General features: G+C 73.9%; 9 protein-coding genes. 5 read left to right on the plus strand and 4 right to left on the minus strand.

Annotated elements, in window-relative coordinates:
* Positions 1 to 126: 126 nt before the first annotated feature.
* Complete coding sequence (locus B073_RS0106410) at positions 127 to 5,961, plus strand: TIR domain-containing protein (RefSeq protein WP_018537261.1); 5,835 nt, start codon at positions 127 to 129, stop codon at positions 5,959 to 5,961.
* A gap of 31 nt (positions 5,962 to 5,992) precedes the next feature.
* Here B073_RS0106410 and B073_RS0106415 read toward each other — a convergent pair whose 3' ends face one another.
* The gene (locus B073_RS0106415; protein ID WP_037811068.1) at positions 5,993 to 6,745 is read right to left on the minus strand and encodes a dienelactone hydrolase family protein; all 753 of its coding nucleotides are present in this window, start codon (positions 6,743 to 6,745) and stop codon (positions 5,993 to 5,995) included.
* A 112-nt stretch (positions 6,746 to 6,857) separates the two neighbouring features.
* Between B073_RS0106415 and B073_RS0106420 the strand changes: the two genes are divergently transcribed.
* From B073_RS0106420 to B073_RS0106430, 3 genes are all read left to right on the plus strand, one after another.
* Positions 6,858 to 7,340: a MarR family winged helix-turn-helix transcriptional regulator gene (locus B073_RS0106420; RefSeq protein WP_026247119.1), complete on the plus strand. Its 483-nt coding sequence runs from the start codon at positions 6,858 to 6,860 to the stop codon at positions 7,338 to 7,340.
* A 151-nt stretch (positions 7,341 to 7,491) separates the two neighbouring features.
* Positions 7,492 to 9,306 carry a TIGR03767 family metallophosphoesterase gene (locus B073_RS0106425; RefSeq protein ID WP_018537264.1) on the plus strand — a complete coding sequence of 605 codons (1,815 nt, stop codon included), beginning with the start codon at positions 7,492 to 7,494 and terminating at the stop codon, positions 9,304 to 9,306.
* 53 nt (positions 9,307 to 9,359) lie between these two features.
* Entirely contained in the window at positions 9,360 to 10,115 is a 756-nt protein-coding gene (locus B073_RS0106430) for a Pr6Pr family membrane protein (protein ID WP_018537265.1), read from the plus strand.
* A 99-nt stretch (positions 10,116 to 10,214) separates the two neighbouring features.
* Here B073_RS0106430 and B073_RS0106435 read toward each other — a convergent pair whose 3' ends face one another.
* The gene (locus B073_RS0106435) at positions 10,215 to 11,012 is read right to left on the minus strand and encodes an aminotransferase class IV family protein (RefSeq protein ID WP_018537266.1); all 798 of its coding nucleotides are present in this window, start codon (positions 11,010 to 11,012) and stop codon (positions 10,215 to 10,217) included.
* 111 nt (positions 11,013 to 11,123) lie between these two features.
* Here B073_RS0106435 and B073_RS0106440 point away from each other — a divergent pair, with 111 nt between their 5' ends.
* The gene (locus tag B073_RS0106440) at positions 11,124 to 11,789 is read left to right on the plus strand and encodes a response regulator transcription factor (protein WP_018537267.1); all 666 of its coding nucleotides are present in this window, start codon (positions 11,124 to 11,126) and stop codon (positions 11,787 to 11,789) included.
* Between the two features lie 31 nt (positions 11,790 to 11,820).
* Here the strand turns inward: B073_RS0106440 and B073_RS0106445 are convergent, their stop codons facing one another.
* Positions 11,821 to 13,059, minus strand: a complete 1,239-nt coding sequence (locus B073_RS0106445; protein WP_018537268.1) for a sensor histidine kinase — start codon at positions 13,057 to 13,059, stop codon at positions 11,821 to 11,823.
* Positions 13,046 to 14,470, minus strand: a complete 1,425-nt coding sequence (locus tag B073_RS0106450) for an FtsX-like permease family protein (protein WP_018537269.1) — start codon at positions 14,468 to 14,470, stop codon at positions 13,046 to 13,048. The genes B073_RS0106445 and B073_RS0106450 overlap by 14 nt, the downstream gene beginning before the upstream one ends.
* Positions 14,471 to 14,474 lie beyond the last annotated feature (4 nt).

Raw genomic sequence — 14,474 nt, forward strand, 5'->3', positions numbered from 1 at the left:
CCGACAGGGTCGCACACGGGGCCGGGCGGAGCGGGGGGAGAGAGGGGAGCAGAGGGGCGGGCCGACGGGGCGGATCGAGGGCGCAAACCACCTGACCCGCCGCCCCCGGCCTCCTACGATGGGACCATGGTGACTGACGGGGAACTGCTCGGCCGGACGCGCGACTTGGACTTCTTCATCAGCTATTCGCCCGCCGACGAGCAATGGGCGTCCTGGATCGCCTGGACCCTGGAGGAAGCCGGGTACCGCACCGTCATCCAGGCGTGGGACTTCGTCGCCGGCACCAACTTCATCGACTTCATGGACCGCGGCGTCAGCGAGTCCGTCGCCGTCATCGCCGTCCTCTCCGGGCACTACGGCCGCTCCACCTACGGCCGGATGGAATGGCAGGCCGCGCTCCGCGCCGAACCGGAGGAGCCCGAGCGCAAGCTGCTCACCGTCCGCGTCGAGGACATCCCCATCGAGGGCCTCCTCGCCACCATCACCTACGTCGACCTCGTCGGCGTCACCGACGCCGAGGCCGCCCGCAGCCTGCTGCTCACCCGCGTCGGCCAGGCCGTCGAGGGCCACGCCCGGCCCGGCCGCCGCCCCGGCTACCCCGGCTCCGTGACGTCCAGCGGCTCCTTCGAGCTGCCCGGACCCGCCACCGCCGACGGCCGGCAGCGTCCGCTCGGCCGCACCGGCTGGTCCGGCCGCCGCCGCCCGGCCCGCGCGCCCCGGTACCCGCAGGTCCCCGACGCGGTCCGCGACCAGGGCGCGCTGACCGTCCTGCACCTCGCCGGCCCGGACTTCGGCCGCGGCCGCGAACCGGAAGCACTACGCCGGGAGATCCGCGGCGACCTCGTCGAGCTGAAGGACGCCGGCGCCCCCGCACCCGACCTCCTCGTCGTCACCGGCGACCTCACCGCCTCCGGCAGCCCCCGCGAGTGCGACCAGGCGCTCAGCTTCCTCACCGGGCTGCGCTCCCAGCTCGACCTGCCGCCGCAGCGCGTCATCGTCGTCCCCGGCAACCAGGACGTCAGCCAGGCCGCCTGCCGCGGGTACTTCCACACCTGCGAGGCCGACGAGATCCCGCCGCAGCCGCCGTACTGGCCCAAGTGGCGCCACTACACCCGCCTGTTCCGCGGCCTGTACGAGGGACTGGACACCGTCTTCGACAGCGACCAGCCCTGGACCCTCTTCCCGGTCCCCGAACTCCACACCGTCGTCGCCGGGTTCAACTCCTCGATCGCCGCCAGCCACCGCCCCGACGACCAGTACGGCTTCCTCGGCCGCGACCAGGCCGCCTGGTTCGCCGAGGCGCTGCGCGGCTACGAGGAGGAGGGCTGGCTGCGCATCGGCGCGCTGCGCCACCCGCTCACCGGCCGCCGCCGCCCCCAGGACGCCGCCGGCGGCCCCGGCACGCTCCGCGACGTCGACACCTTCACCCGACTCGCCGCGCCCCGCCTCCACTTCGTCCTGCACGGCCCCAGCGGTGGCCCCCGCACCACCGGCGGCGAGCCGTCCCACGACCACCTCCCGCTCCAGAACGGCACCCTGCCGCTGTACGGTTCGGCCGCCCCCGCCGGGTTCGAGCTGCTGCGCGTCACCGCCGACGGCGTCACCCGCTGGACCGGCGCCGGCGGCACCCAACCGACCGTCATCCCCGTCACCTGGCACGGCGCCGGACGGCTCTTCGCGCTGCCCGGCGAGCCCGCCGCCCCGCCCGCCGCCGTCCCGACCGCCGACAACCGCGCCGTCGACGAGCCCGCCGACTCCCTCGCCGAACGCGTCAAGGAGGTCTGCCGCGCCCGCCAGGAAGGCGTCCGCCTGCGCGACGTCCCCCGTGCGGCCCCCGACGACCTCGCCCAGATCATGGTCACCTGGAGCGACGAGGGCGTCGTACGCCAGCAGCGCATCGCCGTCCACCCCGGCACCCCCACCGACGCCGAACTCGACCGCTTCCTCGCCCAGGCCCACGCCACCGACACCGGATCCGAGGCCGAGCTGGTCCACGACGGCCCGCCGCCCGAGCAGTCCCTGCGCGAACGCGCCGGGCGCCGTGGCGTCCGCGTCCGCAGCTTCCTGGAGTTCCAGGGCCTCCTCGACCTGCGCGGCTACGTCACCGCCCAGACCGCCCGGCTGAGCAACGACGACCGCTACGCCCCCGACCTCTACCTCCCGCAGCGCTACCGCGACGCCGAACGCCCCGACGCCGACGAGCGCGGCCACCTCGTCGAGGCCATGCTCCAGCTCCTGGAGACCGACCACGGCCGCTTCATGCTGCTCCTCGGCGACTTCGGGCACGGCAAGACCTTCGCCCTGCGCGAGCTGGCCCGCCGCCTCCCCGAGCGCCTCCCGCACCTCACGCCGCTGCTGATCCCGCTGCACACCCTCGACCGCGCCCACAGCCTCGAAGGGCTGGTCGCCGCCCACCTCGCCGGCCACGACGTCGACACCATCGACCTGCGCGCGCTGCGCTACATGCTCGGCCAGGGCCGCGTCGTCCTGCTCTTCGACGGCTTCGACGAACTGGTCAACCGCGTCAGCTACGACCGCGCCGCCGACCACCTCCAGGTCCTCCTCAACGCCGCCGTCGACAACGCCAAGATCGTGGTCAGCAGCCGCACCCAGCACTTCAAGTCGCAGGACCAGATCCTCACCGCCCTCGGCGAACGCGTCGGCCTGATCCCGCAGCGCCGCATCCTCTCCGTCGAGGGCTTCGTCCCCGAGCAGATCCGTGCCTACCTCGTCAACCGCTACGGCGACGAGGCCACCGCCGACCGCCGCTTCGAACTCCTCGGCAACATCCCCGACCTGCTCGCCCTGTGCGCCAACCCCCGGCTGCTCAGCTTCGTCGCCGACCTCGACCCCGACCAGCTGCGCGCCGTCGCCGGCGCCGGCCGCGCCCTGAGCCCCGCCCGGCTCTACGAGGACGTCTTCACCGCCTGGCTCGTCCACGAGGAACGCCGCGGCCAGGGCGGCCCCGGCGCCGCCCCCGGCCTCACCCTCGACCACCTCTGGGCCGCCGTCACCGCCCTCGCCCTCCGCCTGTGGCACACCGGCCGCGCCGCGCTGCACCTCGACGAACTGACCGACACCGTCGCCACCGCCCTCGCCGGGCTCGCCGGCACCACCCTCACCACCCAGGAGAGCGCCCAGGCCGTCGGCGCCGGAAGCCTGCTGATCCGCACCGACGACGGCCTGTTCCAGTTCATCCACGGCTCCGTCGTCGAATGGCTGGTCGCCCGCGAGGCCGCCGACCGCCTCGCCGACGGCGACAGCACCCTGCTCGCCGCCCGCCCGCTGAGCGCCCTCGCCGTCGAGTTCTTCTGCGACCTCGCCGACCACGACCTGAGCACCGCCTGGGTCCGCACCGTCCTCAACGCCCCCGGGCCCGGCGTCAGCGACGCCGCCCGCGCCAACGCCGTCCGCGTCATCGACCGGCTGCGGGTCCCCGCCGGCGCCGACCTGCGCGGCGCCCGGCTCTCCGGCGAGGACCTCTCCGGGCGGGACTTCTCCGGCGTCGATCTCACCGGCGCCGACCTCACCGACACCCGCCTCATCGGCGCCGACCTCTCCGGCGCCGTGCTGCGCGACGCCCGCCTCAACGGCGCCCGCCTCGACCACGCCGACCTCTCCGGCGCCGACGTCACCGGCGCCGATCTGCGCGGCACCCGCCTGACCCGCACCGATCTGCGCGGCGCCCGCCTGACCCGCAGCCGCTGGCAGCGCGCCGCGCTCATCGACCCGCTCACCGACCCGCAGGTCCGCGCCGCCCCCGAGCTGCGCACCGCCGCCCTCGCCCCCGGCATGCCGGTCGAGGTCGGCTTCCGCCCGGCCGCCGTCGGCGTCCCCTACGGCTTCGACATGCGCACCAGCCGGCTGCCCGAACCCCTCTCGTACAGCCCCGAGGGCGAACTCCTCGCCGTGGGCAGCGAGGACGGCGGCGTACTGGTCTGTGCCGCCGAGACCGGCCGCGCGCTGCGCACCCTGCACGGCCACGAAGGCCGCGTCTACGCCGTGAAGTTCCGCTCCCGGATCCTCGCCACCGGCAGCTCCGACGGCACCGTCCGCCTGTGGGACCCGGTCTCCGGACGCCAGCTGCACTGCCTGGACATCCACCCCGGCGGTGTCTGGCCGGTCTCCCTCGACGACGCCGGGACCCTCGTCGCCACCGGCGACGCCGACGGCCTGGTGACCCTCTGGGACGCCGCCACCGGCGAACCGCTGCACCGGCTCCCCGGCCACACCGCCCCCGTCTACACCGCGGTCTTCAGCGCCGACGGACGCACCCTCGTCACCGGCGACGCCGCCGCCAACCTCCGCATCTGGAACACCCGCACGGGAGCGTGCACCGGTAGCCTCGACGGCCACGAAGGCGCCGTGTACCGCGCCCGGTTCAGCCCGGACGGCACCCTGCTGGCCACCGGCGACCAGGGCGCCGACGACCACGGCACGGTCCGGGTCTGGCAGCTGGCCGAGCGCCGCCTGCTGCACACCTTCACGGGCCACACCGGCCGCGTCTACACCCTCGACTTCCACCCCGAGGGCAACCTCCTCGTCAGCGGCGACACCGACGGCCAGGTCCGCCTGTGGGACCCGGTCGTCGGCGCCCCCGCCGGCGCGCTGGAGCGCTGCACCGGCGCCGTCTACCAAGTCCTGTTCGGCAGCGCCGGAGGGCTCCTCGCCGCCTGCGACAGCGACGGCACCGTCCGCCTGTGGCGCGTCGCCCTCTCCGGCGGCCACCGCGCGATCAGCCTGCTGCGCCAGCAGCCCGTCGAGCACCGCGGCTCTGCCTGGGCCTGCCGCTTCCGCCCGCACGACAGCCAGCTCGTCACCGTCGGCAACGACGGCGGCGCCCAGATCTGGAACGCCGACACCGGCCAGGGCCAGCGCATCCTGCGCGGCCACGGCCGCCGGGTCAACACCGTCGCCTTCAGCGCCGACGGCGCCCGCCTGGCCACCAGCGGCAACGACGGAATCGTCCGCCTCTGGGACGCCCGCACCGGCCGCCGCACCGCCGAACTCACCGGCCGCGGCGACCGGTTGATCTCCGCGGTCTTCAGCCCCGCCGGCCCGATACTCGGCACCGCCAGCAACGACGGCGACGTCTACCTCTGGAACGCCGTCACCGGCGAGTACCTCCGCGAGATGGACGTGGAGACCGACCACACCTGGGCCGAGGCGTTCAGCACCGACGGCACGCTGCTCGCCACCGCCAACGACGACGACTCGGTCCGGCTGTGGTGGCGCGCCACCGGCGCCCATGTCGCCACCCTCGCCGAGCACCGCGGCCGGGTGCGGTCCATCGCCTTCCGTGGCGACGGCGCCACCCTCGCCACCGGCTGCGACGACGGCCGGGTCCGCCTCTGGGACCAGGAGAGCGGCCATCTGACGGCCGAACTCGACGGCCACGGCGACCGCGTCTACGCCGTCGCCTTCGGCTGCCACGACTCCGGCGACGCCGACGGCGACTGGCTGGCCAGCGCCTCCTGGGACGGCACCGCCATCGTCTGGCGCGACGGCGCTCCCCGCCACATCCTGACCGGACACCAGGGACGGCTCTGGGCGGCCGTCGCCCACCCCCGGCTGCCGCTGCTCGCCACCGCCGGCGACGACCGCGTCATCTGCCTCTGGGACACCCGCACCGGCACCCGCACCGCCCGCCTCACCGGTCACACGGGGCGGGTGTTCTCGCTCGCCTTCAGTCCCGACGGCACCCGCCTGGCCAGCGGCGGCGAGGACGGCACGGTCCGCCTGTGGAGCATTCCCGCACCGGACGGGCCGCCCACCCCGCACGCCACCCTCATCGGCGTCCCCGGCGGCTGGGCGGCGCTCACCCCCGAGGGCGGCTACAAGTACGAGGGCGAGGTGGTCGGCGAGTTCTGGCACGTCGTCGGCATGGCCCGCTTCACCCCCGGCGAACTGGACGAGTACGTCCCCGGCGTCCACCGCCTGCCACTCGACGCGGAGCTGTGACACCGGCCCGCGACGGCTCCGCCCCTGCGCCTCAGCCGGTGGCCCCGTCGGCCCCGTTGGTCAGAGTGCCGTCGAGGAGGGTGAGCAGACGGTCCCAATGGCGCTGCAGGCCGGAGGAGTTGAAGGCGTCGGTGTCGGACATGGTGAAGCCGTGGACGGTGCCGGGGTAGATCTCGGAGGTGTGGTCGACACCCGCGGCGTCCAGGGCCTGGTTGAGCTCGCCGAGGGCCTCGGGCGAGATGTCGGACTCGGCGTGGCCGAGGTGGACCCGGGCGGTGATCTCGGCGAGGAGGCCGGGCCCGTCGGCGGCCACCGGGCCGTGGAATCCGGCGACGGCGGCCACCTGGCCGGGGTGGGCCGCGGCGGTGCGCATCGCCAGGAGGCCGCCTATGCAGTAGCCGGTCACCGCCACCGGTCCGGCGCCGACCTCGGGCCGGGTGGTGAGGAACCCGAGGTAGGCGTCGGCGTCGCGCAGGACCCGGTCGGCGGTGTGCGCCTCGATCAAGGGCATCAGCCGGGCCATGAGCGCGGGGCGGGACTCTTCTCCGATGTGCTCGGGGAGTTCGATCAGCGGTGCCGGGCCGTGCCGGTAGAAGAGGTTCGGGACGAGCACGTAGTACCCGTGCCCGGCCAGTTCGCGGGCCATCTCCCGCAGCACGGGCCGGAGGCCGAAGCCGTCCGCGTACATCAGCACCCCCGGGTGCCGCTCGCCGTGGTCGGGGAAGGCGGCGAACGCGTCGGCCTGACCGTCGGGGGTGGGAATCTGCAGTGTCTGGAGGGGAATGGCGGATCTTCCTTCCTGGAGTCGACTCGACTTCCGTTAGTCCCACTAACGGTGTCGGCGGGAGCGAAGGTACATCGTTAGTGGGACTAACGCAATGGATAAGATGGGCGTCATGACCAGTGCCGAAGCCGCGGACCGGCCCGACGACGACGCGCCCAGGACGCCCGACCGGCTGCGTCGACGGACGAGCCGGCTGCTGTCGCAGCTGACCGCCCGGTCGGACCGGCTGATCAACGACGGCCTGGCCCGGGTCGACGCCCGTAAGTGGCACTACGCCGTGCTCGCCTCGCTGCAGGACTTCGGACCGGGCAGCCAGGCCGTGCTGAGCCGCCGCACCGGCATCTACCGCAGCGACCTGGTCGGCGTGCTCAACGAACTGGCCGAGCGCGACCTCGTGGAGCGGGCGCCGGACCCCGACGACCGGCGCCGCAACGTCGTCACGATCTCCGCCCGGGGCCGCCGGCACCTGCGCCGCCTCGACAAGGTCCTGGACGACCTCCACGACGAGCTGCTCGAACCGCTGGGCCCGGCCGAACGCGACCAGCTCGCGCAGCTGCTCGGCCGCCTGCTGGACCACCACTCCCGCCCCTCCTGACCCCGCGCGGGGCATCCGACGGCGGATCGGCGTTCCGCGTTCCGGACGCGTTCAACTACCGGCCACGCACACTGCGCACTCTTTGGAACGAGAGATTCCGATTGGTGACACCCCGGTGGCCGGGCGCGCCCGCCACCGCACGGAGGGCCCCATGGCCGGAACCGCACCCCTCACCGACCGCCGTCGATTCCTCCTCAGCTCCGGTGCCGCCGTCGCAGCGGCCGGCGCCGCCTACGCACTCCCGGGCCCACGCGGCGGCAACCCGCCCGCGCTCGCCCGCCCCGCGGCGGCCGACACCGGCGCGCTCCCCGCCCGCCCCGCCGTGGGGCGGGCCGCACCGTACGGCGCCACCACGCTCCAGACCACCGCCCGGCTCACCGGCAGCGGAGGCTACCGACACCTCACCTCCGGCCCCGGATGGCCCCTGGTCGTCCGGGGTGAACTCGCCACCGCCCGCGGCGGACGCGAGGACCGCCGGACGGCGCTGGCCTGCTTCGTCCAGCTCACCGACCTGCATGTCGCCGACGTCCAGAGCCCGTTGCGGACCGAGTACCTGCGCGCCGGATCGCCCGGGTCGTGGCGCGGCCAGGAGGCGCTGTCGGTCGCCGGCGCGGTCTCATTGGTCGAGCAGGTCAACGCGCTCGGCGCCGGTCCCCACACCAGCCGGCCCCCGGCCTTCGTGATGTCGACCGGCGACAACATCGACAACCACTCGATGGTGGAACTGGAGTGGTTCCTGACGCTGATGAGCGGCGGCCGGATCACTCCCAACACCGGCGACCCGGCCGCGTACGAGGGGGTGCAGAACTGCGGCCTCCCGCTGTACTGGCACCCCGACACCGGCCTGCGCGACCAGGACAAACTGCGCGGAATGCCACGGATTCCCGGCTACCTGGAGGCCGCGATACGCCCCGTCACCAGCCCGGGCCTGCATATCCCCTGGTACTCGACACCGGGCAACCACGACGACCTGCCGGGCGGTTGCCTGGCTCCGCAGGACCCCTTCCTGAGCGACTACATCACCGGGGCGCGCAAGCTGTTCTCCGTACCGGACGCCGATGTGGCCGCCTTCGCCAAGGTGCTGGACTCCGGCGACGACCCCAAGAGCACCGTCCTGAAGGAGATCCTGCACAGCAACGCACGCCGGGCCCGGAGCGTCACCCCCGACCCGCGCCGCCGCCTGGCCACCCCGCACGACTACCTCAGGGCGCACCTCGACCCGGCCTACGCCGGCGCGGGCCCGGTCGGCCACGGCTACACCGAGAACAACCTGGACGGCGAGCGGATGTACTACACCTTCCCCATCGCGGACGGCGTCCTCGGTATCAGCATCGATACCACCTACCGCAGCGGCCACTACGAGGGCTCGCTCGGGACCGAGCAACTCCGGTGGCTGGAGCAGACGTTGGCCGCCCACAGTGCGCGCCACTACGACGCCGACGGGCGCCCGGTGCGCAACGCCTCCGCCGACGACGCCCACCTCCTCGTCTTCAGCCACCACCACAGCCCCAGCATGACCAGGCGCCCCGACGCGGCCCGCACCGACGAGGTCCGGCACGACGGCGCGGAGGTGATCGCCCTGCTGAGCCGCTTCCCGAACGTCGTCGCCTGGATCAACGGGCACAGTCACATCAACCGCATCACCCCGCACGCCCACCCGACCCCGGCCCGCTCCTTCTGGGAGGTCAACACCGCCTCCCACGTGGACTACCCCCAGCACGCCCGGCTCCTCGAACTCGTCGACAACCAGGACGGCACCCTGTCGCTGTTCACCACGCTGGTGGAGTCCGCCGCCCCGCACCGGGCGGACTTCCACGACCTCTCCGCGGTCGGCCTCGCCTCCCTCTACCGCGAACTCGCCTACAACGCACCCGGCCTCGCCGCCAGGACAGGCAGCGGCGCCTACGAGGAGATGGCCGGCAGACCGGCGGACCGCAACACCGAACTCCTGGTCCGGCGGGCGTAGCGATCCCCGGAGCCTCGGGGAGCTGTCGCGGGGCCGGGCCGTAAGGTGGGCCAATGCCAGATCCGACACCCCCCACCACCTCCGCGGCTCCGGCTGCCGCCAGCGAGACCACGGCCCCGGCCGGCCTGCCCCAGGCGGCGGCCGTCCCCGCACTCTCCGTCGCCGAGGGCCGCCGCCCCGTCGCGGCGGCCTTCCGCGCGCTCGCGGCCCTGACCGGCGTCACGGGCATCGCCCTGGACATCACCGCCTCCCAGGACCTGGGCCGGCTCTTCAGCTACTTCACGATCCAGTCCAACATCCTGCTGGTCGTCGTCTTCGCCTGGTCCGCCGGCCGCGCCTGGACCGGGCGCCCCGCCCTCTCCCCGCGCATCACCGGCGCAGCACTGCTCTACATCTGCATCACCGGGCTCGTCTTCCACTTCGTCCTGTCGAACGACTCCAGCGGCTTCGCCATGACCAGCCACCGCACCCCCCTCGAAACGGCGGCCAGTCAGCTCCTCCACACCGCGACCCCCCTCGCCGCCGTCCTCGACTGGCTCGTCCTCACGGCCCCCGGCGGCTACCCGCTCAGATATGCCTGGCAGTGGCTCGGGTACCCCATCCTCTACCTCCCCTTCGCCCTCATCCGCGGCGCCCTGCTCGCCCCCGGCACCGAGGGCCGCTACCCCTACCCCTTCCTCGACGTCGACCTCCACGGCTACGCGGGCATCGCCACCAACGCCGTCGTCTTCGCCCTGGCCTTCTACGGCCTGTCCCTCGCCCTCGTCCTCCTCGACCGCATACGTCCCCGCCTGCGCGGGCGGACCTGAGCCGGACCAGGGGCCGGCCAGGAGACCGGCGGATGTCGCCGTTGCCGGGCCGCGGTTCGCCGGTACGACGGTGGTGGGGATCTGAGTCCGACAGGGCAGCTACAACACCTCACCCTCGATCTCCCGGTACGCCTCCTCCAGCGCGTCGATGACCGGGTGGGAGGCGGGTAGCTCGACGCCGTCGACGGCCGTGACGGCGCGGACGCCGATCGCCGCGTTGGTGGCGAAGGCGGCCTGCATGTGCGACAGACCGGTCAGCCGGACCGGCCGCATGTCGTGATCGACGGACCCTTTCAGGAGTTCCCTCGTCACCCCGGCCAGACAGTCGGCGTCGGGCCAGACGACCCGGGCTCCGTCGAAGAAGCCGACGTTCCAGGTGCCGCCCTCCGAGACGACACCGTCGTGATCCACGAAGAGGGCGTCGTCGAACCCGCCCAGCTGCGCCTGGCGCCGGTGATGGAGACTGGCGAAGAGACCGACGCTCTTCACGCTCGGGACGTCACGTACGTAGCGGACGGACCGCACCCTGAGCGGCGGGACCGGAAGCGCCCCGGCCGGCCATGCGGTCACCAGCACCTGCGGGTCGTCGGCCGTGCTCGGGTGGCCGAGATCGAGGTGCGGGTCGAAGACCGTGACGCGGATCACGGTCGTTCCGGTGGCGGGAGCGGCCCGGCGGGCCAGCTCCCGCACGCGCTCCACGTCGAGGTCGGCGGCGAACAGCGTCCGGCAGTCCCGCCGCAGCCGGTTCAGGTGCAAGGACAGACCGCGTACGCGTCCGTCGTCGACCCGCATGGTCGTGAAGTGGCCGTAGTTGGTCAGCGCCAGCGCCCGGAGCTGAGCCGACCCGACCGGTTCTCCGTTGAGTTCGCCACCGAATTCTCCGTCGCGTTCTGTCATGCGGCCAGCCTGCCATCCGGGGGCTCCCCTTCGGCGGTATACCGGCTGTGGCTAACGGCTCCGGCTCCGGCTCCGGCTACGGCTCCGGGCCCGGAGCCCGATAATGGCGTTGTGATCAAAAGGAACCTGCGCGTCGTACTCGCCGAGGACTCCGTCGTGCTGCGTGACGGGATGGTCGAGCTGCTCGGTGCCCGTGGATGCGAGGTGGTCGCCACCGCCGGGACGGGGCCCGAGCTGCTCGCCGCGGTGGCCGAGCACCTGCCGGACGTCGCCGTGGTGGACATCCGGATGCCGCCCACCCACACCGACGAGGGCATCCGCGCCGCCGTCGAGATCCGGGCGAGGACACCGGAGGTCGGCATCCTGGTCTTCTCCCAGCACGTCGAGACCGCCTGGGCGTCCCGGCTGCTGGCGGACGGCGCGGGCGGCGTCGGGTACCTGCTGAAGGAACGCGTCGCCCGCACCTCCGAGTTCGTGGACGCGCTGCACCGCGTCGCCGACGGGGGCACGGCGCTCGACCCGGAGGTGGTCACCCAGCTGATGCGTGGCGGACAGCGCAGCCGGGTGGACACCTTGACGCCGCGCGAGCGCGAGGTGCTGGAGCTGATGGCCCAGGGCCACTCCAACCGCTCCATCGCCGCGCTGCTGGTGGTGTCGGAGCGGGCGGTGGAGAAGCATGTCGCCGCCGTCTTCACCAAGTTCGACCTGCGAGCGACGGAAACCGACAACCGGCGGGTGAAGGCCGTCCTGGCCTATCTGGCGGAGAGTGGGCGGTAGGGCCAGGGAGGGGGAGCGTGGGCTCGCGCCGTCACAGACGCGTCGGTAGCTCGGCGGTGATCATGGTGGGGCCTCCGGGGGGACTGTCGACCTTCAGGACGCCGTCGACCGCCGCCAGTCGCTCGGCCAGACCGGTCAGGCCGGTGCCGGTGCCGAGGGCCGCGCCGCCGCGGCCGTCGTCCCGTATGGTCAGGCGAATGCGGTCGTCGGTCGCGCTCGCCGTGAGTTCGGCCGAGCGGGCGCCGCTGTGCTTGGCGACGTTCGTGAGCAACTCGGCGGCGCAGAAGTAGAGGGCCCGTTCGACCACGGGGTCCGGGCGTTCCGGCAGGTCCAGGCGGACGGTGACCGGTACCGGCGAGGTGGCGGTGAGCCCGGGCAACGCCTCGCCCAGGCCGCCGTCCAGCGCCACCGGGTGGATGCCCCGGGTGAGTCGCCGCAGTTCGGCGATGGCGTCGTCGGTCTGGCCACGGGCACGCTCCACCAGGGTGCGCAGCCGCCCGGTGTCCGGCTCGGCGTCGGGAGCGAGCGCGTCGTCGGTCAGCGAGAGGGTGATGGCCAGGGCGACCAGCCGGGCCTGGGTGCCGTCGTGCAGATCGCGTTCCAGGCGGCGGAGCTGGTCGGTGTTCTCCGCGAGCAGGGTGGCGCGTGCGGCCTCCAGCTCCCGGACACGCTGTTGGGCACGGGCCGGGCCGAGCAGCAGCCGGGCGAGCCCTCGGTTCGCCGCGGTCAGCGCGCGGATCGAGCCAGGCACTGCGAACAGGACAACCAGGCCCGGCACAACAGAGGCGGCATCCAGCCAACCGGCGGGCCGCGGCCCCGGTTCCAGCAGCCGGATCCAGAGCGGAAAGCCGATCAGCCAGCCGCACCCCAGGGGAAGTACCACGGCGGCGACGAAGCCGAGGACGCCGAGTGGCAACCGCAGCACCAGATAGAGCAGCGTCCGCCAGGCGACGGGGTCGGTCAGCACGACACGGCCACGGGCGACCAGGCCCGCCGGGCGGGGCAGCCTGGCCGGCGCCTCGATGCGTTCGCCGAGCAGCCGGCCGACCAGTCGCCGGTGCAGCGTGCCGGCACCACGCGCGCCCAGCAGCGCGACGACCACGAACGGCAGGCCGAACACGGTGAGTGAGAGCAGCGCGCCCGCATACAGGACGGCGAGGGCGTAGCCGCCGCCGAGCAGCGCGAGCGGCAGTCCGACGACGGCGAAGATCCATTCGCCGGATCGGAGGTCGCCGGCCGTCCCACCGCTGCTCCGTTCAGTCACGGCCACCGCCCACCACCTCCGTCGCCGGGCCGCGAACCGTCCGCAGGCCCGTGCCCAGGATGCCCGGGATCGTCAGCGCCGCCGCGCCGGCGACGATCCACCCGCACGCGGCCGCCGGGACGGCCGGCACCGCCGAGCCGGTCACCGCCGTGCTGAACGCCGCCGACGCGGCGCCTGCGACGGCGGCGCCGAGCAGGACACCCACCGCCGTCGTCAGCACCGCCTCCGCGGTCAGCATCCGCAGCAGCTGCGCCCGGGTCGCGCCGACCAGCCGCAGTAGCGCGAACTCGCGGCGCCGGTCGGCGGTCACGGCGACCAGGGTGTTGACGGTGGAGACAGCGGCGAAGCAGACCAGCAGCGCCAACTCGGCCTGCCGCAGCCAGACATCCGTGCCGGACGTGACACCGGTCGCTGTTGCCGTGCCTGTGCCCGTACCTGCGCCCGTGGCCATGGCCGTGGCTGTCGCTGTCACGCTCGCGGCGTACTCGGCGGTCCGTGTCATGATCGACATGGTGCCCGACAAGCCCACGAGCAGCGCGACCGGCACCACGGCGGACGACAGCCGCCGCGCGTATCCGCGCAGGTTGGCGTCGGCCAGCCACCCCGTACCGGGTGCCAGCGCCCGTACCGGCGCGCCTAGGACCACCGCCAGGACGCGCGCCGCGAGCGGCCCCGCCAGCGCGACCGCGACCAGCAGCACCAACGCACCGAACAACGCCGCCTGCCCCGCCTTGTCCAACTGCTCCGCCGGCCGGGTCGCGGCCAGTCGCAGCAGCAGACCGCCGCCCACCAGCGCGCCGATTCCGACGAGCAGGCGAAGCGCGCCCGTCCGCCCGTGTTCGGTCGCGCTCGCCGTGAGGGCAGCTGCGGGCGCGATCCGGGAGATCCGCCGGGCCGCGACGGCCGAGGCCGCCAGACCTACGACGAGCGCGACGGCCAACGCGACCAGCATCGGCACCGGCGTCCCCGGCACCCGCACGCCAGGCGCCGCCATCCCTCGCCGCTGCAACTCCGCGAGGAAGCCACGGGCCGCCATCGCGCCAACCACCCAGCCAGGCGCAGCCACCAGCAACGCGGTCGCGACGACCTGGCCACGCACCAGCCGCCGCGCCTGCCGGGGCGTCGCCGCGACGGTGCGCAGCAGCGCCAGCTCACGGTGCTGCTGACGGAGCGCAAAGCCCAACGCGTTGACCACGACGAAGAGCGCGACCAGCACGGCGATCTCGGCGAAGGCACCGGCGATCACCATCAGGCCGGGCCCGGCGGGCGCCTTCCGGGCGTCCGTGGGGGCGCCGACCTCGGCGGCGACGAGCGAGCCGAACAGCGTCACGGTGGCGATGGCGAGGAAGAGCGCGGCCGCCAGGCCGACGAAGGCCGCCGGCCGCCGACGCAGCTGCCCGAGGGCGATCGAAGCCATCGCA

This window comes from Streptomyces sp. MspMP-M5 (genome assembly GCF_000373585.1).
Taxonomy (GTDB): domain Bacteria; phylum Actinomycetota; class Actinomycetes; order Streptomycetales; family Streptomycetaceae; genus Streptomyces.